At 59.5% G+C, this 23927-nt stretch carries 19 protein-coding genes; 10 read left to right on the forward strand and 9 right to left on the reverse strand.

Annotated elements, in window-relative coordinates:
* Positions 1-80 precede the first annotated feature (80 nt).
* Positions 81-1745, reverse strand: coding sequence for an energy-dependent translational throttle protein EttA (gene ettA, locus PspS04_RS23710; protein WP_095166464.1), 1665 nt, complete (start codon positions 1743-1745; stop codon positions 81-83).
* A 283-nt stretch (positions 1746-2028) separates the two neighbouring features.
* On the opposite strand from ettA, the gene PspS04_RS23715 reads away from it, so the two are divergent.
* The 6 genes from PspS04_RS23715 (at position 2029) to PspS04_RS23740 (ending at position 11277) form a co-directional block, all read left to right on the forward strand.
* Positions 2029-5877: a sensor domain-containing protein gene (locus PspS04_RS23715; RefSeq protein ID WP_159998056.1), complete on the forward strand. Its 3849-nt coding sequence runs from the start codon at positions 2029-2031 to the stop codon at positions 5875-5877.
* 250 nt (positions 5878-6127) lie between these two features.
* Positions 6128-7381: a serine hydroxymethyltransferase gene (gene glyA / locus PspS04_RS23720; RefSeq protein WP_095166449.1), complete on the forward strand. Its 1254-nt coding sequence runs from the start codon at positions 6128-6130 to the stop codon at positions 7379-7381.
* Between the two features lie 206 nt (positions 7382-7587).
* The gene (locus PspS04_RS23725; protein WP_095166447.1) at positions 7588-8169 is read left to right on the forward strand and encodes a hypothetical protein; all 582 of its coding nucleotides are present in this window, start codon (positions 7588-7590) and stop codon (positions 8167-8169) included.
* Positions 8170-8456: 287 nt separating this feature from the next.
* Complete coding sequence (locus PspS04_RS23730; protein WP_159998058.1) at positions 8457-9770, forward strand: C4-dicarboxylate transporter DctA; 1314 nt, start codon at positions 8457-8459, stop codon at positions 9768-9770.
* A gap of 67 nt (positions 9771-9837) precedes the next feature.
* Positions 9838-10542: a FadR/GntR family transcriptional regulator gene (locus PspS04_RS23735; RefSeq protein ID WP_159998060.1), complete on the forward strand. Its 705-nt coding sequence runs from the start codon at positions 9838-9840 to the stop codon at positions 10540-10542.
* A gap of 42 nt (positions 10543-10584) precedes the next feature.
* The gene (locus PspS04_RS23740) at positions 10585-11277 is read left to right on the forward strand and encodes a GntR family transcriptional regulator (RefSeq protein ID WP_159998062.1); all 693 of its coding nucleotides are present in this window, start codon (positions 10585-10587) and stop codon (positions 11275-11277) included.
* Positions 11278-11304: 27 nt separating this feature from the next.
* On the opposite strand, the gene yjiA is transcribed toward PspS04_RS23740, so the two are convergent.
* The 3 genes from yjiA to PspS04_RS23755 all read right to left on the reverse strand — a co-directional run bounded on the left by yjiA (position 11305) and on the right by PspS04_RS23755 (position 14717).
* A complete protein-coding gene (gene yjiA / locus PspS04_RS23745) occupies positions 11305-12276 on the reverse strand; it encodes a GTPase (RefSeq protein ID WP_159998064.1) in 972 nt (323 codons plus the stop codon).
* Positions 12277-12437: 161 nt separating this feature from the next.
* Complete coding sequence (locus PspS04_RS23750; protein ID WP_028620750.1) at positions 12438-12635, reverse strand: YbdD/YjiX family protein; 198 nt, start codon at positions 12633-12635, stop codon at positions 12438-12440.
* A gap of 15 nt (positions 12636-12650) precedes the next feature.
* Complete coding sequence (locus tag PspS04_RS23755) at positions 12651-14717, reverse strand: carbon starvation CstA family protein (RefSeq protein WP_095166437.1); 2067 nt, start codon at positions 14715-14717, stop codon at positions 12651-12653.
* Between the two features lie 159 nt (positions 14718-14876).
* On the opposite strand from PspS04_RS23755, the gene PspS04_RS23760 reads away from it, so the two are divergent.
* Positions 14877-15245: a PilZ domain-containing protein gene (locus PspS04_RS23760; protein ID WP_095166436.1), complete on the forward strand. Its 369-nt coding sequence runs from the start codon at positions 14877-14879 to the stop codon at positions 15243-15245.
* Positions 15246-15254: 9 nt separating this feature from the next.
* Here the strand turns inward: PspS04_RS23760 and radA are convergent, their stop codons facing one another.
* Positions 15255-16622, reverse strand: coding sequence for a DNA repair protein RadA (gene radA / locus PspS04_RS23765; protein ID WP_095166434.1), 1368 nt, complete (start codon positions 16620-16622; stop codon positions 15255-15257).
* 695 nt (positions 16623-17317) lie between these two features.
* Here radA and mscL point away from each other — a divergent pair.
* Complete coding sequence (gene mscL / locus PspS04_RS23770) at positions 17318-17731, forward strand: large-conductance mechanosensitive channel protein MscL (protein WP_159998066.1); 414 nt, start codon at positions 17318-17320, stop codon at positions 17729-17731.
* Positions 17732-17776: 45 nt separating this feature from the next.
* Here the strand turns inward: mscL and PspS04_RS23775 are convergent, their stop codons facing one another.
* Positions 17777-18553 carry a ferredoxin--NADP reductase gene (locus tag PspS04_RS23775; RefSeq protein ID WP_095166431.1) on the reverse strand — a complete coding sequence of 259 codons (777 nt, stop codon included), beginning with the start codon at positions 18551-18553 and terminating at the stop codon, positions 17777-17779.
* A gap of 360 nt (positions 18554-18913) precedes the next feature.
* Here PspS04_RS23775 and PspS04_RS23780 point away from each other — a divergent pair, with 360 nt between their 5' ends.
* Both PspS04_RS23780 and PspS04_RS23785 read left to right on the forward strand, forming a co-directional pair.
* A complete protein-coding gene (locus tag PspS04_RS23780) occupies positions 18914-19630 on the forward strand; it encodes an autoinducer binding domain-containing protein (RefSeq protein ID WP_159998068.1) in 717 nt (238 codons plus the stop codon).
* A 200-nt stretch (positions 19631-19830) separates the two neighbouring features.
* On the forward strand, positions 19831-20955 hold the full coding sequence (locus PspS04_RS23785; protein WP_159998070.1) for a methyltransferase: 1125 nt from the start codon (positions 19831-19833) through the stop codon (positions 20953-20955).
* 73 nt (positions 20956-21028) lie between these two features.
* Here PspS04_RS23785 and PspS04_RS23790 read toward each other — a convergent pair whose 3' ends face one another.
* Genes PspS04_RS23790 through PspS04_RS23800 form a run of 3 tightly spaced genes read right to left on the reverse strand, consistent with a single transcriptional unit; the run spans position 21029 to position 23701 of the window.
* Positions 21029-21196, reverse strand: coding sequence for a DUF2474 domain-containing protein (locus tag PspS04_RS23790; protein WP_095166426.1), 168 nt, complete (start codon positions 21194-21196; stop codon positions 21029-21031).
* Between the two features lie 54 nt (positions 21197-21250).
* Entirely contained in the window at positions 21251-22258 is a 1008-nt protein-coding gene (gene cydB / locus PspS04_RS23795) for a cytochrome d ubiquinol oxidase subunit II (RefSeq protein ID WP_095166424.1), read from the reverse strand.
* Positions 22259-22261: 3 nt separating this feature from the next.
* Positions 22262-23701, reverse strand: coding sequence for a cytochrome ubiquinol oxidase subunit I (locus PspS04_RS23800; RefSeq protein ID WP_095166422.1), 1440 nt, complete (start codon positions 23699-23701; stop codon positions 22262-22264).
* Positions 23702-23927 lie beyond the last annotated feature (226 nt).

A 23927-nucleotide genomic window follows, 5' to 3' on the forward strand; every position in this document is an offset into this window, starting at 1 on the left:
CATCAGTGACAGCGCCCTGGCGAACCGGCCGCCAAAAAAAACGGAGCCCGCAGGCTCCGTTATTTCATGCCACCAGCCAATCAGGCCAGTTTTTTGTGGCGCACCCGGTGTGGCTGGGCAGCCGCTTCGCCAAGACGCTTTTTGCGGTCGGCTTCGTACTCGGTGTAGTTACCTTCGAAGAAGATCGCTTGCGAGTCGTCTTCGTACGCCAGGATGTGCGTCGCCACGCGGTCAAGGAACCACCGATCGTGAGAGATCACAATGGCGGCGCCCGGGAAGTCCAGCAGGGCTTCTTCCAGGGAACGCAGGGTTTCGACGTCGAGGTCGTTGGACGGTTCGTCGAGCAGCAGCACGTTGCCGCCCTCTTTCAGGGTCAGGGCCAGGTGCAAGCGACCACGCTCACCACCGGACAGGTCCTTGACGAACTTCTGCTGATCGCCGCCCTTGAAGTTGAAACGGCCCACGTAGGTGCGCGACGGGATCTCGTAGTTGCCGATGCGGATCTGGTCGGAACCGTCGGAGATCTGCTGGAACACAGTCTTGCTGCCATCCAGGTCTTCGCGGCTCTGGTCCACACACGCCAGTTGCACGGTTTCACCGACTTCGATGCTGCCCGAATCCGGCTGTTCCTTGCCCATCAGCATGCGGAACAGGGTGGATTTACCCGCACCGTTACCGCCGATCACGCCAACGATGGCGCCTTTAGGCATGGAGAACGACAGGTTGTCGATCAGCACGCGATCGCCGTAGCCCTTGGTGACGTTCTTGAACTCGATGACCTTGTCGCCCAGGCGCGGACCGGCCGGGATGTAGATCTCGTTGGTTTCGCTGCGCTTCTGGAATTCCTGCGACTGCATTTCTTCGAAGCGTTGCAGGCGAGCCTTGGATTTCGACTGACGGGCCTTGGCGCCTTTGCGCACCCATTCCAGTTCTTCTTTCATGGCCTTTTCGTGGGCCGACTGCTGCTTGGATTCGGCCGCCAGACGATCGGACTTGGCTTCCAGCCAGCCCGAATAGTTGCCTTCGTAAGGAATGCCCGCACCGCGGTCAAGTTCCAGAATCCAGCCGGCAACGTTGTCCAGGAAGTACCGGTCGTGCGTAATCGCTACCACGGTACCCGGGAAGTCGTGCAGGAAGTGCTCCAGCCAGGCCACGGAATCGGCGTCCAGGTGGTTGGTTGGTTCGTCGAGCAGCAACATGTCCGGGGCGGACAGCAGCAGGCGGCACAGGGCCACACGACGCTTCTCACCACCGGAAAGGAATTCGACCTTGGCATCCCAGGCCGGCAGGCGCAGCGCATCGGCGGCGACTTCCAGTTGGCGTTCCAGGTTATGGCCATCGCTGGCTTGCAGGATGGCTTCGAGCTTGGCCTGTTCAGCGGCCAGTTTGTCGAAGTCGGCGTCTTCTTCAGCGTACGCCGCGTAGACCTCGTCCAGGCGTGCCTGGGCGTTCTTGATCACGCTGACCGCTTCCTCGACCACTTCACGCACGGTCTTGGTCGGATCCAGGATAGGTTCCTGCGGCAGGTAGCCGATGTTCAGGTCCGGCATCGGACGAGCTTCGCCCTCGAACTCGGTGTCGACGCCGGCCATGATTTTCAGCAGCGTGGACTTACCCGAACCGTTGAGGCCGAGAACGCCGATCTTCGCGCCAGGGAAGAACGACAGCGAAATGTTTTTCAGGATTTCCCGCTTCGGCGGAACAACTTTGCCCAGCCGATGCATGGTGAAGACGTATTGAGCCATGGAGAACCTAGCGTCAGTAACGGTGGAATAAAGCGGGCCAAGCCCGTGTCAGGCCATGCGCGGCGCGGACATGGACCGGGGGTCGATGCCTGCTTGCGTAAAAAAGCCTGAATGTCTGGGGCTGGAACGCCCTGCGTAACCGGCAAAGCTACCTCAATGTGGCATACCCGTCCAGCCGGACAGGGCTGGCACTTTGCCACAACTCAAGGCATGCTAGCCGCCCTTCGGGCGTCAGGCTTATAGTGCACGTCGCGCCAGTCCAGCCCCACCGCAGGATTACAGATTGTCCAATGCCACTCCGCCTTCCTCCGCGCGCGCACTGAACCCTGCGACCGGATCGCCCCTGCGCGGGACGCTCAAAGGCGCCTTGGCGATGCTGGTGCTGCTGTTGCTCGGACTGTTGTTCTGGCAGTTGCTCGATCAGTTGCACGAAACCCAGAAAGACCAGCGCCAGCACACCATCGACTACACCGCCGACCTGGCCGCCCAAGTCAGCCTGAACATGGCGCTGAATGCGCAGATCGCACTCAATCTGCTACCGATCGTCGAACAACCGCAAACTGCTGAGCAGCAACAGGCCCTGCTGCGCAAATTGCAGCAGTCGCTGCCGGATCTGCTCAGCGTGGCGCTGCTCAGCCCCTCGGGCAAAGTGCTCAAGGACAGCGCCAACACCACCCCGGATGCCGACTACCTGAACGAACTGGTCAGGCGCAGTCACGCCCAGGCGCACTATTTCAGCAACGCCAATGACGGTTCGGTGGTGCACCTGCTGCTGCATCAGGCCAGCGGCAACACTCGCGGCTACTGGGCCCTGCGCCTGCGACCGAATTTTTTCGCCGGCCTGGCCAAGCAGAGCGAAGGCACCCTACGTCCGCTGTGGCTGGTGGAAAACCGCATCAATCATCAAATCATCAGCCGTGAAGACCTGCGACCCTCGGCCCAGCCGAGCCTGCTGACCGCGCAGGACCAGGCCAACACCGTGCTGACCGTGCCGCTGAGCAGCAGCGACTGGCAACTGCGCGGCCTGTTCGACCGCCAGCGGGTGATCGAGGAGCTGCTGCCGGCCTTCATCGGTAAATGCCTGCTGGGGCTGGCACTGTCCCTGTTGCCGTTCATCGCCCTGTTGAGCATGCGCCGCCGCCAACACCAGTTGCATGAAGGCCGCAGGCGTTACCAGGACATTTTCGATGGCACCGGGGTTGCGCTGTGCGTACTGGATCTGTCGGGACTCCACAGCGCCTTCGATAAAACCCGGGTGCACGACAGCGAAACCCTGCGTGCCGCCCTGGACAGTCACGAACAACGTCAGTCACTGCTGCAGGAACTGCGCATCACCGAAGTCAACCAGGTGGCCTTGCACCTGCTCGGTGTCGAGTCCTGCACGCAGGCCTGGCAACTGCTGATCGAAGGCCGGCCACTGGACGACAACAGCATTGGCGCCGCGCTGCTGGAGGCCGTGCTCAACCAGCAGGGCCAGTTGGAACTGGAAATCAAACTCAAGGATGACCAGGGCCAGGATCAACACCTGTGGCTGGTCCTGCACCTGCCCCAGGAGCAACCGGACTACCGCGCGGTGATCCTGAGCATCAACGACATCACCAGCCGCAAGCTGGTGGAACTGTCGCTGCAGGAGCGTGAAAGCTTCTGGTCCGACGTGGTGCGCACCGTGCCCGATCACCTGTACGTCCAGGATGTGCTCAGCCAGCGCATGATCTACAGCAACCACCACCTGGGGCAGACCCTGGGCTACAACAAGTCCGAACTGCAACAGATGGGCGAGTACTTCTGGGAAATCCTCCTGCACCCGGAAGACGCCGAGCTCTACCACCGCCTGCGCGAGGAGCAACGCCAGGCCGGTTATCGCCAGTTGCGCCAGTGCCCGCTGCGCTTTCGCCACCGCGACGGCCAGTGGCGCTGCTTCGAAGTGCGCGAGCAGGCGTTGGCGCGGGATGCCGACGAGCAGGTCACGCGGATCATCGGCGTCGCCAAGGACATCACCGATCAGATCGAAGCCAGCGAATCCCTGCGCGACAGTGAGCAGCGCTACCGCATGCTCGCTGAAAGCATCAGCGACGTGATCTTCTCCACCAACAACACACTCGCGCTGAACTACGTCAGCCCATCGGTGCAGGCCGTGCTCGGCTATGACGCGAACTGGATCTTCCAGAACGGCTGGCAGTCCATCGTCGCCAACCCGCAGCAACTGACCGGCATCTACAGCCTGATGGACCGCGTCAGCCGGGCCTTGAACCAACCCGAACAACTGGCACAACTGCGCAGCCAGGTGCAGACCCAGCTATTCCTGTTCGACTGCCTGCGCGCCGATGGCCGCAAGATCCCGATCGAGTTGCGGCTGGTGCTGGTGTGGGACGAACACGACGCCTTCGAAGGCGTGCTGGGAGTCGGTCGCGACATCAGCCAGCAACGGCGCGCAGAGAAAGACCTGCGCATGGCCGCCACGGTTTTCGAACACTCGACGTCGGCGATCCTGATCACCGACCCCGCCGGCTACATCGTCCAGGCCAACGACGCCTTCAGCCGGGTCAGTGGCTACGCGGTGTCCCAGGTCCTCGATCAACTGCCGAACATGTTGACCGTCGATGAACAGCAGGAAGCGCACCTGGGCTACATCCTCAAGCAACTGCACCAGCACCGCAGCTGGGAAGGTGAAATCTGGCTCAAGCGCCGCAACGGCGAGCATTACCCGGCCTGGGTCGGCATCACCGCGGTGCTCGATGACGAGGGCGACCTGGCCAGCTACGTGTGCTTTTTCAGCGACATCAGCGAGCGTAAGGCCAGCGAGCAACGGATTCACCGCCTCGCCTACTACGACGCCCTGACCCACCTGCCCAACCGCACCCTGTTCCAGGACCGCCTGCACACGGCCTTGCAAACGGCGCAGCGGCACAAGTCCTGGGTGGTGCTGATGTTCCTTGACCTGGACCGCTTCAAGCCGATCAATGACTCCCTGGGCCACGCTGCCGGCGATCGCATGCTCAAGGACATGGCCACCCGCCTGCTCGGCTGCGTCGACGACGATGACACCGTGGCCCGTATGGGTGGCGATGAGTTCACCCTGCTGCTGCAACCGCGCACCACCCGCGAACTGGCGCTGAACCGGGCGATTCATGTCGCCGAGCAGATTCTCGCCAGCCTGGTGAAGCCGTTTGTCCTCGAAGGCCGTGAGTTCTTTGTGACCGCCAGTATCGGCATCGCCTTGAGCCCGCAGGACGGCAACGAACTTAGCCAGTTGATGAAAAACGCCGACACGGCGATGTACCACGCCAAGGAACGCGGCAAGAACAACTTCCAGTTCTACCAGGCGGAGATGAACGCCAGCGCCCTGGAACGCCTGGAACTGGAAAGCGACCTGCGCCACGCCCTCGAACAGAATGAATTCGTGCTGTATTACCAGCCGCAGTTCAGCGGCGATGGCAAGCGCCTGACCGGGGCTGAAGCCCTGCTGCGCTGGCAGCATCCGCGGCGCGGGCTGGTGCCACCGGGGGACTTCATTCCGGTGCTGGAAGAGCTCGGGCTAGTGGTGGACGTTGGTGACTGGGTGATCCGCGAGGCCTGTCAGCAACTCAAGCGCTGGCACCAGGCGCAGGTGCGCGTGCCGAAGGTCTCGGTGAACATTTCCGCGCGGCAGTTCTCCGATGGCCAGCTCGGCACCCGCATCGCCACCATCCTCAAGGACACGGGCCTGGCGCCGGCCTGCCTGGAGCTGGAGCTGACCGAAAGCATCCTGATGCGCGAAGTCAGCGAGGCCATGCAGATCCTCGCCGGCCTGAAGAACCTCGGCCTGAGCATCGCGGTCGACGACTTCGGCACCGGTTATTCATCGCTTAACTACCTGAAGCAGTTCCCGATCGACGTACTGAAAATCGACCGCACCTTTGTCGACGGCCTGCCGTCTGGCGAGCAGGATGCACAGATTGCCCGGGCGATCATTGCCATGGCCCACAGCTTGAACCTGGCGGTGATCGCCGAGGGCGTGGAAACCCATGAGCAACTGGAATTCCTGCGTGAGCATGATTGCGACGAAGTGCAGGGTTATCTGTTCGGCAGGCCGATGCCGGCGGCGCGGTTTGAAGCGCAGTTCAGCAATGATGCGTTGTTCATGCTCGATTGAGTTGGGTTGACTCAGATGACGCCATCGCGAGCAGGCTCGCTCCCACAGGGAATTTTCGGTGTACACAAATTTTATGTGTCCCCAAAACCCTGTGGGAGCGAGCTAGATCGCGATGGGGCCAGCATGATCACCGCTGATCCCGTCATGAAGCCCACTTGTCTGCGACATGATGTCGTTTCATATGCCAGACAAAAGCCATTGAGTTAGAATGCCTCCCTTTTCTGCCCCCACCCGATCCTTGAGGACCGCCATGTTCAGCCGTGATTTGACCATTGCCAAGTACGACGCCGACCTTTTTGCCGCCATGGAGCAAGAAGCTCAGCGCCAGGAAGAACACATCGAGCTGATCGCTTCGGAGAACTACACCAGCCCAGCGGTGATGGAAGCTCAAGGCTCGGTACTGACCAACAAGTACGCCGAAGGTTACCCGGGCAAGCGCTACTACGGCGGTTGCGAGTTCGTCGACGTGGTTGAGCAACTGGCAATTGATCGCGCCAAGGAACTGTTCGGCGCCGATTACGCCAACGTTCAGCCGCACGCCGGCTCCCAAGCCAACAGCGCCGTTTACCTGGCCCTGCTGTCGGCTGGCGACACCATCCTGGGCATGAGCCTGGCCCACGGTGGTCACCTGACCCACGGTGCCAGCGTTTCGTCCTCCGGCAAGCTGTACAACGCCATCCAGTACGGCATCGACGCCAACGGCCTGATCGACTACGACGAAGTCGAGCGCCTGGCGGTCGAGCACAAGCCAAAAATGATCGTGGCCGGTTTCTCTGCCTACTCGCAGATCCTCGACTTCCCGCGCTTCCGCGAAATCGCTGACAAGGTTGGCGCCTACCTGTTCGTCGACATGGCTCACGTAGCCGGTCTGGTCGCTGCAGGCGTCTACCCGAACCCGGTGCCATTCGCTGACGTAGTGACCACCACTACCCACAAGACCCTGCGCGGTCCACGTGGCGGCCTGATCCTGGCTCGCGCCAACGCCGACATCGAGAAGAAGCTGAACTCCGCAGTATTCCCGGGCGCCCAGGGTGGTCCGCTGGAGCACGTGATCGCCGCTAAAGCGATCTGCTTCAAGGAAGCACTGCAGCCTGAGTTCAAGACCTACCAGCAACAAGTGGTGAAAAACGCCCAGGCCATGGCCAGCGTGTTCATCGAGCGTGGTTTTGACGTGGTCTCCGGCGGTACTGAAAACCACCTGTTCCTGCTGTCGCTGATCAAGCAGGAAATCTCCGGTAAAGACGCCGACGCCGCTCTGGGCAAAGCGTTCATCACCGTCAACAAGAACTCGGTACCGAACGATCCACGCTCCCCGTTCGTCACCTCCGGCCTGCGCTTCGGCACCCCGGCTGTGACCACTCGTGGCTTCAAGGAAGCCGAGTGCAAGGAACTGGCCGGCTGGATCTGCGACATCCTGGCAGACCTGAACAACGAAGCGGTAATCGACGCTGTTCGTGAAAAAGTAAAAGCTATCTGCAAGAAGCTGCCGGTATACGGCGCTTAATCAGCCCCGCTAAATCGCAGTCATAAAAACCGGTCAGAGATGACCGGTTTTTTATTGCCTGGAGTTTAATGAGCGACAAACACCAGCAAGACACATCAACCCATTACCCACCCAAACTCTTGCAACACTCACACCCCCCCAGCCATCGACAAAACCCCCTAATCTAAAACCCGCTTCAACCAATAAAATTACCAACGGGCTAGATTATGAATGGCAATATAGAAAAATCCTTTATCGCAACACTGAGAATGTTTGACCATAAAGTGAATATTCTTGAAGTGCTCCATGGCAAACCGGCGCTGGCCACGATACGCCTGTTCAGCGGCGGCTTTTACACAGGCAAACCGCAGACCCTGGACCACTCCCACGTACTCGGCATACGGCCCAACGAGCAGATCGGTGAGGTAACGAGCTTGAAACTGCACTTTCTGTATACCCCTGACGGCTACGTACTTACAATCAAAAATAACGGAGCGTATTACAATCGGATCATCACCGAGAACGCGCTGGATACTTTCGAAGGCATGAACACATACACTGACGAGCCCACCACTTTTATACTGCTCAACCCTCAAGGCGAACCCGTGACACTGGATAACTTTCCGGACACTCACTCGCCGATCTCACTCAAGACAAAAGAAAAGCATTACGTAGGTGGACTTAAGTTAAACGGCTCGCCCTATGTTTATCTTGGCAAGACAGAAGAGCGCTCGAAGATAACTTTCATCCTCAGCATCCTCGAAAGAAAAGTCCCTCAAGCGCCCTTTGAGCCGCACATCAACATCTAAAAAACATCAAAGCGAAAGCGCGACGTTAATCATGTGGCCCGCAGGCTGCCTTTCAGGGCAGCCTCAACCTCTGCAAAAAAAACATTTCCGGTAACCGCTCAAGGCCGGGGTATTGCGCCCAACTGGTAAGACCGGTCATGCCAATTTCGCAAATTTCGCTTGCGACCTACCAAAATCAGCGCCTAGACTGCGCCTGCACTGGACATACCGGTAAGACCACAATAATTAAGTCCTGAATCTGATGCGCACAGCGCACGGCAGCCAGGACACCGATCAGGATCCCTCCCATGCTCAGATGGTGCTCGCGTTCAATCTTCCTCCAAGTGGTTCTCGGACTGGTGCTCGGCATCGTCTGCGGGCTTACCCTTCCCGAATACTCGGCCCAGCTCAAGCCGCTTGGCGATGGTTTCATCAAGCTGATCAAGATGCTCATTGGCCTGATTGTGTTCTGCGTGGTGGTCAGCGGTATCAGCGGTGCCGGCGACCTGAAGAAGGTCGGACGCATTGGCCTGAAATCGGTGATCTACTTCGAAGTGCTGACCACCATCGCCCTGGTGATCGGCCTGGTCTTCGCCTTCAGCACCGGGATCGGCAGCGGCGCGAATATTCATCTGGATCAGCTTTCCGCCAGTGATATGGGTGACATCCCCCAGCGCGGCGAGCACATTCATACCACCACCCAGTTCCTCATGGACCTGATCCCGACCTCGGTGATTGGCGCGTTTGCCGACAACAACATCCTGCAGGTGCTGTTGTTCTCGGTGCTGTTCGGCAGTGCGCTGAACCTGGTCGGCGAGTCAGCGTCAGGGATCTCGCGCCTGATCAACGAACTCAGCCATGTGATCTTTCGCATCATGGGCATGATCGTGCGCCTGGCGCCAATCGGCGTGTTCGGCGCGATTGCCTTCACCACCAGTAAATATGGCCTGGACTCACTGCAGCACCTTGGCAGCCTGATCGGCCTGTTCTACCTCACCTGTTTCGCGTTCGTGTCGTTGATCCTGGGCCTGGTGATGCGCCTGAGCGGCCTGCGGATGATGCCGTTCCTCAAGTACCTGCGCGAAGAGCTGCTGATTGTCCTGGGCACGGCCTCTTCCGACGCCGTGCTGCCACAAATCATGCGCAAGCTCGAGCACCTGGGCATCGGCAGCTCGACGGTTGGCCTGGTGATTCCCACGGGATACTCGTTCAACCTCGACGGCTTCTCGATCTACCTGACCCTGGCCATTGTATTTATTGCCAACGCCACCGGTACTCCGCTGGCCATGAGTGATTTGCTGACCATCCTGCTGGTCTCGCTGATCACCTCCAAGGGTGCCCACGGTATTCCCGGCTCGGCGCTGGTGATCCTCGCGGCCACTCTGACCGCGATCCCGGCCATTCCGGTGGTCGGCCTGGTGCTGGTCCTGGCGGTCGACTGGTTCATGGGCATCGGCCGGGCACTGACCAACCTGATCGGCAACTGCGTCGCTACCGTGGCCATTGCACGCTGGGAAAAAGACATCGATATCCAGCGTGCCAACAAAGTCCTGGCCGGCCAGCAGGGCTACAGCTTCCAGACACGCAAATCAGCGACTACCGCGCAGCAACAAGAATTTTGACCGAGCCTTGTGCCTGTCCCGGACAGGCACAACAATCAGCACCCAAGCCAATCTCATGGAGCGAACAGTGATCACCTCGTCGACAGTGGTAAATTCAGTGGTTGAAAAGCTTCGCAGCGCCCTGGCGCGCGGGCAGTGGCGCTCGGGCGAGATGTTGCCCGGGCAACGCGAACTGGCTGAACAGCTGGGGATCAGTCGCCCCAGCCTGCGCGAAGCGGTGATAGTCCTGGAAACCCTCGGCCTGGTGCGCTCCATGCCCGGCAAAGGCGTGGTGGTACTGGAAGCCAACCTCAGCGATGCGCCCATCAGCGACAACGGCGTGGCCAGCGCCAGCCTCGAGGATGTCCTGCAACTGCGCTACACCCTTGAGCCGTTCATTGTCGGCCTGGTCGCCCAGTCCATCAGCAGCAAGGAAATCGGCCAACTGCGCCTGACGCTGATGGACATGCGCGAAGCCCTCGACGCCAACGACAGCGAAGCCGGAATGAACGCCTACATCGCGTTCCACGAAGAACTGTTCACCCTGACTTGCAACCCGATCTTCCAGAACGTCGTGCAGCAGACCAGCAACGCCCTCAAGGAGAGCGCCGAGATACTGCGCAACTCACCCGAACACCTGGCCGAGCGACTGCAGGAAAACGAAGCGGTGGTACGCGCCATCCGCAACAAGAACAGTGCCCTGGCCAGCGCCGAAATGCGCCGGCACATCCTTCGCGAAGGCCAGCGGATGGGCATTGAATTGAATATCCCGGACGACAACCTGGGCAAATAACGGCAGTAGCCCCCTTATCGGCAACCGGACTGGAGACAGGCCATGACTTCCTGCGCCTTGAAGAATCCCGCTTTCTCGATTTCTGGCACCCTGCCCCGCCGCCAGCGGGAACAATTGCGCTGCATCGACGATGTCTATCCCCAGGTATTCGACGCCATTCTCGAACACCCCATCGCTCCAGCCCCGCGCTTTACCGAGGAGAGCCTGGGCCAGCGCTTCGGAGTCAGCCGCAGTGTCATACGCCAGGTCCTGGAGCGCCTGGCCCGTCAGCAGGTGGTGATTTTGCGACCCAATCATCGCCCCCAGGTGGCCGCGCCCGATGCCGAACAGACCCGGCAGATCTTCCACGCCCGGCGATTGGCGGAAACGACCCTGGTGCGCCTGGCGTGCCAGCAGCCAGCCTCCCGGCACCTGCCGCAGTTACGCCAATGGGTCGAACGTGAACGCCAATACCTGGAGCAGAACCGGCGGGCGGCAGCCATTCGCCTGTCTGGCGAGTTTCACCTGCAATTGGCGGACGTGGCGGGCAATGCCCCCCTGGCACAGTTCCTCGAGCGCCTGGTGCCGCTGACCTCGCTGGCATTGGCTCAGGGGCAGGCGCCGATCCTTGCCGACGGCACCTGGCAGGCGCACCAAGCCCTCGTCGAGGCCGTCGAGCGCGGCGATGCACGGATGGCTGAAACCCTGATCAACCGTCACCTGGATCATCTGCAAGCGCTATTGCTCAACCCGTGATCGGCAGCCCGGGCAAGGCTGACAACTTCAGGCAGCGGCCACCCGGGCAAAGCCTGCGCGGATCTTGTCTTCCGGCAAATCATCGGCAATGAACACGATCACGCTTTCGCGCGCTTCACCTTCGGCCCACTCAGTGTCCCAATCGAAGCCATACAGCTTCAGCACCCCCTGAAACACCATGCGCCGCGATTCCCCGGCAATACTCAGCACGCCTTTGTAGCGCAGCAGTTGTTTGCCGTGCGCTTCCAGCAGTTCGTTCATGAACTCGCTGAGCCGGTCGATATCCAGCGCCTGATCGCTGCGCAGCACCAGGCTGGAGATGCGGTCGATTGATGGTGCCTTGCTCACCGGGCGCAAGCTGACTCCGCCACCGAGGTCGGCATTGAGATTGAAGCCACGCACATCAAGCAACTCGGCCAGGTCGATCTTGCCGTGTTCGACCAGGCGGATCGGTGCGCGGCGATTGATCCGGGTCAGGCGCTCACTCAGTGCGGTGAATGTCGCCTCGTCCACCAGGTCACGTTTGCTGACCAGCAGGCGATCGGCAAAACCGATCTGAGCCTGGGCAATGGTCTGGGTCAGGTGCACGTCGGCGTGCGCGGCGTCTACCAGGGTGATGATGCCGTCGAGGATATAGCGCTCGCGCAACTCTTCATCGATAAAGAACGTCTGGGCCACGGGAGCCGGGTCGGCCAGGCCGGTGCATTCGATCACCAGGCGATCAAAAGTGAGCTCGCCACTGTCCAGGCGCTCGAGCAGCAGGTACAGGGCTTTGGTCAGGTCGGTGTGAATAGTGCAGCAGACGCAGCCATTGGACAGCGTCATCACTTGCACCGGCTCGTCTCCCAACAATTGGGTGTCGATACCGGCATCACTGAATTCGTTTTCGATTACCGCGATTTTCAGCCCGTGCTCGGTTTTGAGCAGATGACGCAGCAGCGTGGTCTTGCCGGCACCGAGGAAGCCACTGAGGACCGTTACCGGGATGGGAGAGGACACGTTCGATCTCCTGTTTCACAAAATTGAAAAGAAACACAAAACAAATGTGGGAGCGGGCTTGTCCGCGATGGCGGACTATCACTCAACATTGATGTTGAATGTAAAGTCGCTATCGCGGGCAAGCCCGCTCCCACAGGGATTGCATCAACCTGGCTGTCAGATCAACAGCACTTGGGCCCACCCTTGCCGCCGTAACGAGCTTCCTGGCGTTCGCGAAAGAACATCTCGTAGCTCATCACCGGCTTGTCCGGGTGGTTGGTTTGCATATGCTCGACGTAATTGTCGTAGTCGGGCATGCCGACCATCAGGCGCGCGGCCTGACCGAGGTATTTACCGAGGCGACTCAGGTCATTGAACACAGGAGCAATCCTCTCTTACGCATCCGGCAGGGCCTGGTAGGGCGATTCTTTATCCGTACGTTCCTTGCTGCCCCAGGCGGCAATACCGACCTTGAGCGCATAGAACAGGATACTGAAGACCACGAACAGGAACAGCGCGGTGAGCGTTGCGTTGGTGTAGGCGTTGAAGATCACGTGCTCCATCTGCGCAATGTTCTTGGCCGGAGCGAGAACCTGGCCATTAGCCAAGGCATCGCTGTACTTCTTGGCCAGGGACAGGAAGCCGATCGCCGGGTTGGCGTCGAACAGCTTGATGAAGCCTGCGGTGGTGGTGCAGATCAGCAGCCAAACCGCCGGCAGCATGGTGACCCAGATGTAGCGCTGGCGCTTCATTTTGATCAGCACGACCGTGGCAAGCATCAGCGCAATACCGGCCAGCATCTGGTTGGAGATACCGAACAGCGGCCACAAGGTATTGATCCCACCCAGCGGATCGACCACGCCCTGGTACAGCAACCAGCCCCACATCGCCACACAACCGGCTGTCGCGATCAGGTTGGCAGTCCAGGACTCGGTACGCTTGAGGGCCGGAACAAAGGACCCGAGCAGGTCCTGCAGCATGAATCGCCCAGCACGGGTACCGGCGTCCACCGCCGTCAGGATGAACAGCGCTTCGAACAGAATGGCAAAGTGGTACCAGAATGCCATGGTGTTTTCACCAGGCAGGACACTGTGCAGGATCTGCGCAATACCGACCGCCAGGGTCGGTGCACCGCCGGCACGCGCCAGGATGGTGGTTTCGCCGATGTCATTGGCCACCGCCTGCAGGGCTTCCGGGGTAATCGCGAAGCCCCAACTACTGACGGTTTGCGCCACGCTGACCACATCACTGCCAACCACGGCTGCCGGGCTATTCATGGCGAAGTACACGCCTGGCTCGATCACCGAGGCGGCAACCATGGCCATGATGGCCACGAAAGACTCCATCAGCATGCCGCCGTAACCGATATAGCGGGCGTTGGTTTCGTTATCCAGCAGCTTGGGCGTAGTGCCCGAAGAGATCAGCGCATGGAAGCCGGAGACCGCACCACAGGCAATGGTAATGAACAGGAACGGGAACAGACCGCCCTTCCACACCGGGCCCGTGCCATCAATGAACTGGGTCAGCGCCGGCATTTTCAGCTCAGGCATGGTCACCAGGATGCCAATGGCCAGGGCAATGATGGTGCCGATCTTGAGGAAGGTAGACAGGTAGTCACGAGGCGCCAGAATCAGCCACACCGGCAACGACGCCGCGACAAAGCCATAGCCCACCAGCATCCAGGTAATTTCGATCCCGGTGAAGGTGAAAGCCTTGGCCCAGACCGGATCCGCGGCAATCTGCCCGCCCAGCCAGATGGAGCCCAGCAGCAGCAACACGCCGATCACCGAGATCTCGCCAATGCGACCCGGGCGGACGTAGCGCATGTAGAGGCCCATGAACATCGCGATCGGGATGGTCGCCATCACCGTGAAAATGCCCCAAGGGCTTTCGGCCAGGGCCTTGACCACGATCAGCGCCAGCACCGCAAGGATGATGATCATGATCAGGAAGCAGCCAAACAGCGCGATGGTGCCAGGGACGCGGCCCATTTCTTCACGGACGATGTCACCCAGGGAACGGCCGTTGCGGCGGGTGGACATGAACAGGACCATGAAGTCCTGGACGGCACCCGCCAGCACCACGCCCGCGATCAGCCACAGCGTGCCGGGCAAATAGCCCATCTGCGCTGCCAGCACCGGGCCGACCAACGGGCCAGCACCGGCAATAGCGGCAAAGTGGTGACCGAACAGAATGTGTTTGTTGGTCGGCACATAGTCCAGACCATCATTGTTGAGCACTGCGGGGGTGGCCCGCCGTGGGTCGAGTTGCATCACATGGGTTGCGATGAACAGGCTGTAGTAACGATATGCGACCAGATAAATGGCCACTGCCGCGACCACAATCCACAAGGCGTTGATCGCCTCACCCCGTCGCAATGCCACTACGCCGAGGGCGCACGCTCCTACGATTGCCAGCAGCAGCCAGGGTAAGTGGCGTAGCAGGCTATTATTATTTTTCATTTTTTTATTCCAGCCAGGTGGACTTGAGAGACAGCCACCCCGAGTTTAGCGCCGATTTCGCCAAAGGCCATACCCCGACATTGGTCTAGAGCCTTGCCTTGAGTGGCAGCGCCTACGGATGCGGGTCTATAGTCAGCCCATTCGCGGAGGAACTGCACCATGAGCACCCACGCTGGCAATCGCCGTCGTTTCCGGCGAATCGCATTCGACGCCCGAACCGAACTGAGCCAGGGCAATCACCGCTGGCCGGTGAAACTACTCGACCTGTCGCTCAAGGGCTTGCTGGTGCAACGCCCGGATCCCTGGCTGGGCGATCGCAACCGGATCTTTTCGGTGGACATTCACTTGAGTGAAGAAACCGAAATCCGCATGGACGTGCAATTGACCCACGAAGAGCACGACCAACTCGGATTTGTCTGTCGCTACATCAGCCTGGAGTCCGTCAGCAGCTTGCGCCGGCTGATCGAACTCAATCTCGGTGACCCGCAGGAGCTGGAGCGCGAACTGGGTGCCCTGATCGAAACCTGAGCGCCGGGGTTACTCGAACAATGCGTCGAGGGCTTGTTCCAGGCGCGTCACCGCGATGATCCGCAACCCTGCCGGGGCTTCCTTCGGGGCATTGCCTTTGGGCACGATCGCGCGCTTGAAGCCGTGCTTGGCGGCTTCTTTCAAGCGTTCCTGGCCGCTGGGCACCGGGCGCACTTCCCCGGACAAACCGACTTCACCAAACACCAGCAGATCGTGGGGCAACGGCCGGTTACGCAGGCTGGACATCACGGCGGCCATCAACGCCAGGTCCGAAGCGGTTTCCAGCACCTTGACCCCGCCCACTACGTTGAGGAATACATCCTGGTCGTGGGTCGGAATACCACCATGCCGGTGCAGGACTGCCAGCAACATGGCCAGCCGGTTCTGATCCAGGCCCAGGGTCACCCGGCGCGGATTGGCCAGGTGGCTGTCGTCCACCAGCGCCTGGACTTCCACCAACATGGGACGGGTACCTTCCCACGTAGCCATGACCACACTGCCCGGCACTTCTTCCTGGGCCCGGGTAAGGAAAATCGCCGACGGATTGGAGACTTCTTTCAGGCCCTTGTCGGTCATGCCGAAAACACCCAGTTCGTTAACCGCGCCAAAACGGTTTTTCACCGCTCGCAACAGGCGCAGGCGACCATCGGACTCGCCTTCGAAATACAGCACGGTGTCGACCATGTGCTCCAGGACCCTAGGCCCCGCCAGCGCGCCTTCCTTGGTCACATGACCGACCAGGAAAATCGCCGTGCCGCTTTGTTTCGCGTAACGCACCAACAGCGCCGCACTTTCGCGCACCTGGGACACGCCGCCGGGTGCCGACTGCAGTTGTTCAGTGAAAATCGTCTGGATCGAGTCGATCACCATGACCTTGGGCTTTTCCACCCGCGCCGTGGCGATGATGGTTTCGATACAGGTTTCGGTCATGACCCGCAGTTGATCCTGGGGCAAGCCCAGGCGTCGGGCACGCATGGCCACTTGCTGCTGTGACTCCTCACCGGTGACATAGAGGGCCGGCATGCGGGTGGCGAGATTGCACAGGGTCTGCAGGAGAATGGTTGACTTGCCGATCCCCGGATCACCGCCGATCAACACCACGGAACCGTCGACCAGGCCACCGCCCAGCACTCGGTCGAGCTCGCCGGAAGCGGTGGAGAAACGCGGAATCTCTTCGACGCTGACTTCGGCCAGGGTCTTGATCTGCGCCTGCTGCCCGGCCCAGCCAGTACGCCCGCTGGGAGCGGCGGCACCGCCACTCTCCACCATGGTTTCGGTCAGGGTGTTCCAGGCCCCGCACTCACCGCATTGGCCCGCCCATTTGGGGAAGGTCGAACCGCACTCGGTGCAGCCGTACATGCGTTTTGCCTTGGCCATCTGAACTCCCGGGAAAAAACCGCGATGATAACCCAGCTGGAAAGGTTCGGTACGGCAGAAGGCTGATGGTTATTTTGTACAACTTATACGCCGCGACCGGAAAGTTTAAACTATCCACCATTCAATTCCCCGTTTAACACCACGACCCGCACTGCTCAAGTTTCAGCAACGTAATAAACGTATTGCTTGGCTGTCACCGAGTTAGAACCACCACACCTTTTTTTCGACAAGCTCTCTCAAGCAATCAAACCCAAAAACTTGTACAACCCTTCAAATAAGTACAGCACTTGTACAACTCAAATATCAAAATACCTTCATCTTGATATCACTTGTTTGATTCGGGTATTCACCTAACAACCAGGAACACAAAACTTACAAAGGCAGACCAAAAACATTCAAAAAGTGAGTTCAATTAACCGCTCAATCTCAGGCCGACCTTATCACCAGCCCCCTTCGTCACTGACCAATATCGAGGCCAGGCAGAAGGTCCAACTGACCCACGCCTCTCAGTGCACAAGAGACCACGCAGATCGGCCACCGCTGCCCATTCAGATGCGGAGTTGATGGCATTTTGTAAACTTCTTGCCACCTTTCAGGTCGATAGTGACGTGAAACGCAAGCACTTGTGTCGAGCAAGACCCGTTTTGGTGAATTACACTGCGTTCACCAACCTCATCTGTAACAAGGAATAACCTATGGGCGTGATAAGTGAGTTCAAGGCCTTCGCGGTCAAAGGGAATGTGGTCGACATGGCCGTGGGCATCATCATCGGTGCGGCGTTCGGCAAGATCGTAACGTCGTTTGTCGGGGACCTGATCATGCCGCCAATCGGCCTGCTGATCGGTGGGGTGGACTTCGGGGACCTGGCAATCCCCCTGAAAGCGGCACAGGGCGACGCCCCGGCCGTGGTGCTGGCCTACGGTAAATTCATCCAGAGCATCATCGACTTCGTGATCGTCGCATTCGCGATCTTCATGGGCGTCAAGGCCATCAACCGCCTGAAGCGCGAAGAGGCCGTGGCACCAAGCCTGCCGCCTGTTCCGACCAAGGAAGAAGAGCTGCTGGGAGAGATCCGCGACCTGCTCAAGGTGCAGAACAGCAAGCCCTGAGGGCTGTGAAGAAAACCAGAACGGCGCCCAATGGCGCCGTTTTTTCTACCAGTAGTTTTCTACCGCGACCTGGCCAGGACGTCGACTCAGGCTCAATTGCAGGTCGCGCCGTTTCAACAGGTTACGCGTCTCGTCGATCATCTGCGGGTTGCCACACAGCATCACCCGCGAATGCTCGGCAGTGATCGGCACCCCCGCGGCCCGCTCCAGCTCACCATTTTCAAGCAGGTGAGTGATTCGCCCCTGCAACGCCCCCGGGTGCTGTTCACGTGTCACCGTGGCAATAAATTGCAGCTTGTGGGCGTACTCCGCCAGATACTCGCGCTCCGCCAAGCCCGCGATCAATGCCTGATACGCCAGCTCGCGGGCCTCACGCACGCTGTACACCAGAATGATCCGCTGGAATTTTTCCCAGGCCTCGAAGTCCTGCAAGATCGATAGAAATGGCGCGATCCCGGTACCAGTGGACAGCAACCACAGATCACGTCCATCGACAAAACGATCAAGCGTCAGATACCCAAAAGCCTGCCGGTCGACCAGCAAGGTATCGCCGACGTTGAGGCGACTCAGCTCGCTGGTGAACTCACCACCCGGCACGACAATTGAGAAGAACTCGAGATACTCATCATGGGGTGAAGACACCATGGAATAGGCTCGCCACACCGTGCTGCCGTCGGCCCTGGTTACACCCAGGCGCGCAAACTGCCCCGCCCGAAACCGAAAACCCGCGTCACGCGTGGTGCGCAAGGTAAACAGGCTGGGGGTCAATGGCTGTACATCGAGCAAGGTCTGACGGGTGAATTTCTCTTCACTGGCGCTCATGAGGGACTCCGCAGGTCTGATGCCTCCAGTGTCCCGCAAAGCCAAGGGAAGAAACACCGTTGATTTGTGGTGTTATTAACCCACGAGTACGACATTACCCACTAGATAGTTAATAACTTAAACAATTATGTTTAACATACAAATAAAACCATTCAAATCCAGTCACTTAAATATCAAATAGCAGACAGGCGCAGCCGAATATCAGCCAGACTGCGCAACACATAACTAATTAATTGTTTTGCGATCCTCTGCAAGAGCAAAAAATTCGCACGCTCACGGTAGGATATCTCCTACACTCAGCAAGTGCTGTTTTTTGGACGTACCCAGCACTTTCGCAGTTAGGTAATAGGAGAGTGATCCATGGAGATCTGGAAGGAAACACAACTCAAGTTACTGGCAACCGAATCAGACATCGAAAGCGCCTACAAAATCGCTCTGAACCTGTTCAATAACATGGGTTATGAATATTGCGCATTTTCAATTACTTCCCACACAACAACTCAACGTTTTGACAGCGTCAACCTGAACAACTACCCCCATGACTGGAATACCCAGTATGAAAAAAACCACTACAGCTCGATTGATCCAATAGTTGCCCATTGCCACCATTCAATCCTGCCCATTGTCTGGAACCGCAAGACGTTCGCCAAAGCCCCCGCCCTCTGGAGCGCACTGCAGGAGCAAGGTTTGCAGCATGGCTGGTCACAACCGGCACATGACGCAAACGGCCCAGCCATCAGCATGCTCAGCCTGGCTCGCAGTCATTGCCAAGTCAGCTCTTTCGAGCTTTACGAACACCTCGGCTATGCGGTTTTCATCAGTCACACGCTGCACGCCCTGGCGATGCATAAACTCTCCAGCCAACACCCTCCGTGCATAAGCGTGACCCACCTGTCGCCGCGCGAGATCGAAGTCTTGAAATGGTCGGCAGATGGCAAGACCGCCTCGGACATTGCCACCATCCTGAGCCTCAGTGAGCGCACGGTAAATTTCCACGTCAGCAGTTCGATCAAGAAACTGGGGGTGAACAACAAAATCTCGGCCGTGGTGAAGGCCACCAAATCACACATGATCTGAGCCTTGAACGAACCGTACCGGGGATGAGCCATGCCCAACGAGGAAAACCGACGAGTATTCCCATCGAAAAAAACGTACCATTTGCTCCGTTCTGAGTGACTGCGCCCAAACCAAGCGCCGCAGTCCACTCAGACGGTCCCGCCAGCCTCACCCCCTGCAGACCTGCGGGACATTCGTTGATTATCCAGAGTCCCCGCCCCATGCCCCTGCTCGAAAGCCCCTTCGCTCAACTCGACCTGATTCGCCAACCGGAACAGCCTAACGAACCGCTGCAGGCTTTCGATGCCGCGGATGAGTACCTGCTCAATCATCTGGCCGAACAGCAGCCCGCCGCGAACACTCGGGTGCTGGTGCTCAACGACAGCTTTGGCGCCTTGGCGGCAAGCCTGGTGGGCAAGGTGCTGCTCACTAGCAGCGGTGACTCGTTTCTCGCCGCCCAGGGCCTGGAAAAGAACCTGGTGCGCAATGGCCTGCCGTTTGACGCGGCCACGGTGTTGCCCGCCAGCGCGCCCTTGCTTGGCCCGTTTGATCGGGTGCTGATTCGTGTGCCCAAGACGCTGGCCTTGCTGGAGGAGCAGTTGATTCGCCTGCAGGGGCAACTGGCGCCCGGCGCGCAAGTGATCGCGGCCGCCATGATCAAGCATCTGCCGCGGGCTGCGGGCGAACTGCTGGAACGTTATGTCGGCCCGATGCAGGCCTCGCTGGCGGTGAAGAAGGCCCGGTTGCTGATCGCAACCCCGGACGCCCGACCGGCGATAGCGTCGCCCTACCCAACCCGCTATCGCCTCGATCAACCGGCGATCGAACTGCTCAATCACGCCAACGTATTTTGCCGCGAAGGCCTGGATATCGGGACCCGCGCGTTTCTCCCCCACCTGCCAAGCAACCTCGGCCAGGCGCGGGTCGCCGACCTCGGTTGCGGCAATGGCGTACTGGCCATCGCCAGCGCCCTGAACAACCCCGAAGCCCACTACACCCTGGTCGATGAGTCGTTCATGGCCGTGCAGTCGGCCGAGCAGAACTGGCAGGCCGCGCTGGGTCAGCGCGAGGTGACAGTGCGCGCCGGCGATGGCCTGGCCGGGCAAGAGCCGCAGTCGCTGGACGTGGTGCTGTGCAATCCACCGTTCCATCAGCAGCAGGTGGTGGGCGACTTCCTTGCCTGGCGCATGTTCCAGCAGGCGCGTGAAGCCTTGGTAGTGGGCGGTGCGCTGTACATCGTCGGCAACCGGCACCTGGGCTATCACAGCAAACTGGCGCGGCTGTTCCGAGGCGTCGAGCAAGTCGCAGCCACGCCAAAATTCGTGATCCTCAAAGCACGTAAGTAACCGGCCAAAAAAAACCCTCCAGCGGAGGGCTATAAATCCGCGCCGCAAGGCAACGGGATGGGAAGTTCAGTGCTCAGTGGGTACTCAAGCCTGCGGCGTTCATGAACAGGCGCATCAGGCTGGCGACCACGAACAGCGCCAGCACGCTGCCGACCCAGATCCCGGCCAGCCAGCCAAGCCGATGCCACAGCGGCTTCTTTTCAGCCTCTTCGATTTCCCGCAAAGATTGTTTATCTGCCATTGCACAGGTCCTCGGTTGGGGGGAGACGGCGCCGTTCAAGGCGCCGTCATGCACCTAGTGGTAGCCGTCTTCGTGGGTCACCTTGCCGCGGAACACGTAGTAGCTCCAGAAGGTGTAGCCCAGGATGAACGGAATGATGAACAGCGTGCCGACCAGCATGAAGCCCTGACTTTGCGGCGGTGCGGCAGCGTCCCAGATGGTGATCGACGGTGGCACGATGTACGGCCACAGGCTGATGCCCAGCCCGCTGTAGCCCAGGAAGATCAGTACCAGGGTCAACAGGAACGGGGTGTAGTGGGCATTGCGGGCCACCGCACGCAGTAATCCGTACATGGTCACCAATACCAGGATCGGCACTGGCAGGAACCAGAACAGGTTAGGCAGGGTAAACCAGCGCGCAGCGATCTCGGCATGGGCCAGCGGCGTCCAGATACTGACAATACCGATCACCGCCAACACCACGAATGCCAGCGGCCGCGCCAGGTTGTGCATTTGCTCCTGCAGCTTGCCTTCGGTCTTCATGATCAACCAGGTGCACCCCAGCAGCGCATACGCCACCACCAGTGCCGCACCGCAGAACAGGGTGAAAGGCGTCAGCCAGTCCAGCGAGCCGCCGGCGAACTGTCGGTCAACCACTTTGAAGCCATCGATAAACGCACCGAGGGCCACGCCCTGGAAGAAGGTCGCGGTGATCGAGCCACCGATAAACGCCTTGTCCCAGACGTGCACCTTGTCGTCCTTGGCCTTGAAGCGGAACTCGAAGGCCACCCCGCGAAAGATCAGCCCGATCAGCATCAGGATCAACGGCAGGTACAAGGCCGAAAGGACCACCGAGTAGGCCAGCGGGAAGGCCCCGAACAACGCGGCGCCCCCCAGTACCAGCCAGGTTTCGTTACCGTCCCAGACCGGGGCGACGGTGTTCATCATCACATCACGGTCGCTCTTGCCCTTGATGAACGGGAAAAGAATCCCGATCCCCAGGTCAAAGCCGTCCATGACCACGTACATCATGATGCCGAAGATGATAATCACGGCCCAGATCAGTGGAAGATCAATACCCATGACTCAATTCCCCTTGTTCAGGCTGTCGCTGTGGTCACCTTCGGTGCCGTCATCGGCAGCGGAAAGCGGACGGGCCGGCGTGCGTTGCTGACCAGGACCACCGTGGCTCGGTTCGGCCCCTTCATTGAGCTTGGGCCCCTTGCGCACCAGGCGCATCATGTAGCCCAGGCCCACACCGAACAGCGAGAAATACACCACCACAAACAGCGCCAGGGTAATGCTCATCTGCACCACGCTGTGCCCGGAGGAGGCATCGGCAGTGCGCATCACCCCGTAGATCACCCACGGTTGGCGTCCGACTTCCGTGGTGAACCAGCCCGCGAGAATTGCGATCAGGCCAGAAGGCCCCATCCACAGGGTCAGGTACAGGAACGCGCGGTTCGAATACAGCCGATCACGCTTGCGCAGCCACAGGCTCCACAGGCCGGTGAAGATCATCAGCATGCCCAGGCCGACCATGATCCGGAACGACCAGAACACGATGGTCGAGTTCGCCCGGTCTTCCGGCGGGAATTCCTTGAGCGCCGGCACCTGCTTGTCCAGCGAGTGGGTCAGGATCAGGCTGCCCAGGTACGGAATTTCCACCGCGTACTTGGTCCGCTCCTCCTTCATGTCCGGCCAGCCGAACAGGATCAGCGGCGTCGGTTCGTCGCCATGGTTTTCCCAGTGACCTTCGATCGCGGCGATTTTCGCCGGTTGGTGCTTGAGGGTGTTGAGGCCGTGGAAGTCACCGATCACGGCCTGGATTGGCGCGACGATCAACGCCATCCACATGGCCATCGACAGCATGGTGCGGATCGCCGGGTTGTCGCGACCGCGCAGCAGGTGCCAGGCCGCCGACGAACCGACGAAGAATGCGGTCGCGACAAAGGCAGCGGTGGCCATGTGCATCAGGCGATAGGGGAACGACGGGTTGAAAATCACCGCAATCCAGTCCACCGGGATGACCTGGCCGTTGATGATTTCGTAACCCTGGGGGGTCTGCATCCAGCTGTTGGAGGCGAGAATCCAGAACGTCGAGATCAGCGTGCCGATCGCCACCATGATCGTGGCGAAGAAGTGCAGCTTGCGCCCTACCTTGTTCCAGCCAAACAGCATGACGCCGAGGAAGCCGGCTTCGAGGAAGAATGCCGTGAGCACTTCATAGGTCAGCAATGGCCCAGTGACGGAGCCCGCGAAGTCCGAGAAACGGCTCCAGTTGGTACCGAACTGGTAGGCCATGACCAGGCCGGAGACGACTCCCATGCCGAAGTTGACGGCAAAGATCTTCGACCAGAAATGGTAGAGGTCACGGTAGGTGTTGTTGTTGGTTTTCAGCCACAGGCCTTCAAGCACCGCCAGGTAACTCGCCAGGCCGATGGTGATCGCCGGGAACAGAATGTGGAATGAGATGGTGAACGCGAACTGAATTCGGGCGAGATCAAGTGCCTCCAAACCGAACATAAGTCTTCCTCTGTCAGGTAAAACGGCTACAGGCTTGTGGCCTGCACCCACCGCCCCCACGGGTATGGAGTGTGGCGAATTCGAATTCGTTCTTTTTTTACAATCATCACAACGCAGGGAGTCTGGCCATCTGGCCGTCAGAACAAATCCCCCAAGGGCTTTGATCTGGATCAAGCAACGATCAAAGAGTAGTCGCATTTTCAGCGACAGAGCGTGTGGTCTATTG

Origin of the sequence: Pseudomonas sp. S04, assembly GCF_009834545.1 — a bacterium.
Classification (GTDB): Bacteria; Pseudomonadota; Gammaproteobacteria; order Pseudomonadales; family Pseudomonadaceae; genus Aquipseudomonas.

What these genes read in the sequence shown, in the direction of transcription:
- PspS04_RS23775 (WP_095166431.1), bottom strand. Translation starts at nt 18,553, where the DNA reads ATGAGCGCCAGTGAAGAGAAATTCACCCGTCAGACCTTGCTCGATGTA.
- PspS04_RS23760 (WP_095166436.1), top strand. Translation starts at nt 14,877, where the DNA reads ATGAGCACCCACGCTGGCAATCGCCGTCGTTTCCGGCGAATCGCATTC.
- PspS04_RS23800 (WP_095166422.1), bottom strand. Translation starts at nt 23,701, where the DNA reads ATGTTCGGTTTGGAGGCACTTGATCTCGCCCGAATTCAGTTCGCGTTC.
- PspS04_RS23755 (WP_095166437.1), bottom strand. Translation starts at nt 14,717, where the DNA reads ATGAAAAATAATAATAGCCTGCTACGCCACTTACCCTGGCTGCTGCTG.
- PspS04_RS23740 (WP_159998062.1), top strand. Translation starts at nt 10,585, where the DNA reads ATGACTTCCTGCGCCTTGAAGAATCCCGCTTTCTCGATTTCTGGCACC.
- mscL (WP_159998066.1), top strand. Translation starts at nt 17,318, where the DNA reads ATGGGCGTGATAAGTGAGTTCAAGGCCTTCGCGGTCAAAGGGAATGTG.
- radA (WP_095166434.1), bottom strand. Translation starts at nt 16,622, where the DNA reads ATGGCCAAGGCAAAACGCATGTACGGCTGCACCGAGTGCGGTTCGACC.
- PspS04_RS23725 (WP_095166447.1), top strand. Translation starts at nt 7,588, where the DNA reads ATGAATGGCAATATAGAAAAATCCTTTATCGCAACACTGAGAATGTTT.
- PspS04_RS23730 (WP_159998058.1), top strand. Translation starts at nt 8,457, where the DNA reads ATGCTCAGATGGTGCTCGCGTTCAATCTTCCTCCAAGTGGTTCTCGGA.
- PspS04_RS23785 (WP_159998070.1), top strand. Translation starts at nt 19,831, where the DNA reads ATGCCCCTGCTCGAAAGCCCCTTCGCTCAACTCGACCTGATTCGCCAA.
- cydB (WP_095166424.1), bottom strand. Translation starts at nt 22,258, where the DNA reads ATGGGTATTGATCTTCCACTGATCTGGGCCGTGATTATCATCTTCGGC.
- glyA (WP_095166449.1), top strand. Translation starts at nt 6,128, where the DNA reads ATGTTCAGCCGTGATTTGACCATTGCCAAGTACGACGCCGACCTTTTT.
- PspS04_RS23790 (WP_095166426.1), bottom strand. Translation starts at nt 21,196, where the DNA reads ATGGCAGATAAACAATCTTTGCGGGAAATCGAAGAGGCTGAAAAGAAG.
- ettA (WP_095166464.1), bottom strand. Translation starts at nt 1,745, where the DNA reads ATGGCTCAATACGTCTTCACCATGCATCGGCTGGGCAAAGTTGTTCCG.
- PspS04_RS23780 (WP_159998068.1), top strand. Translation starts at nt 18,914, where the DNA reads ATGGAGATCTGGAAGGAAACACAACTCAAGTTACTGGCAACCGAATCA.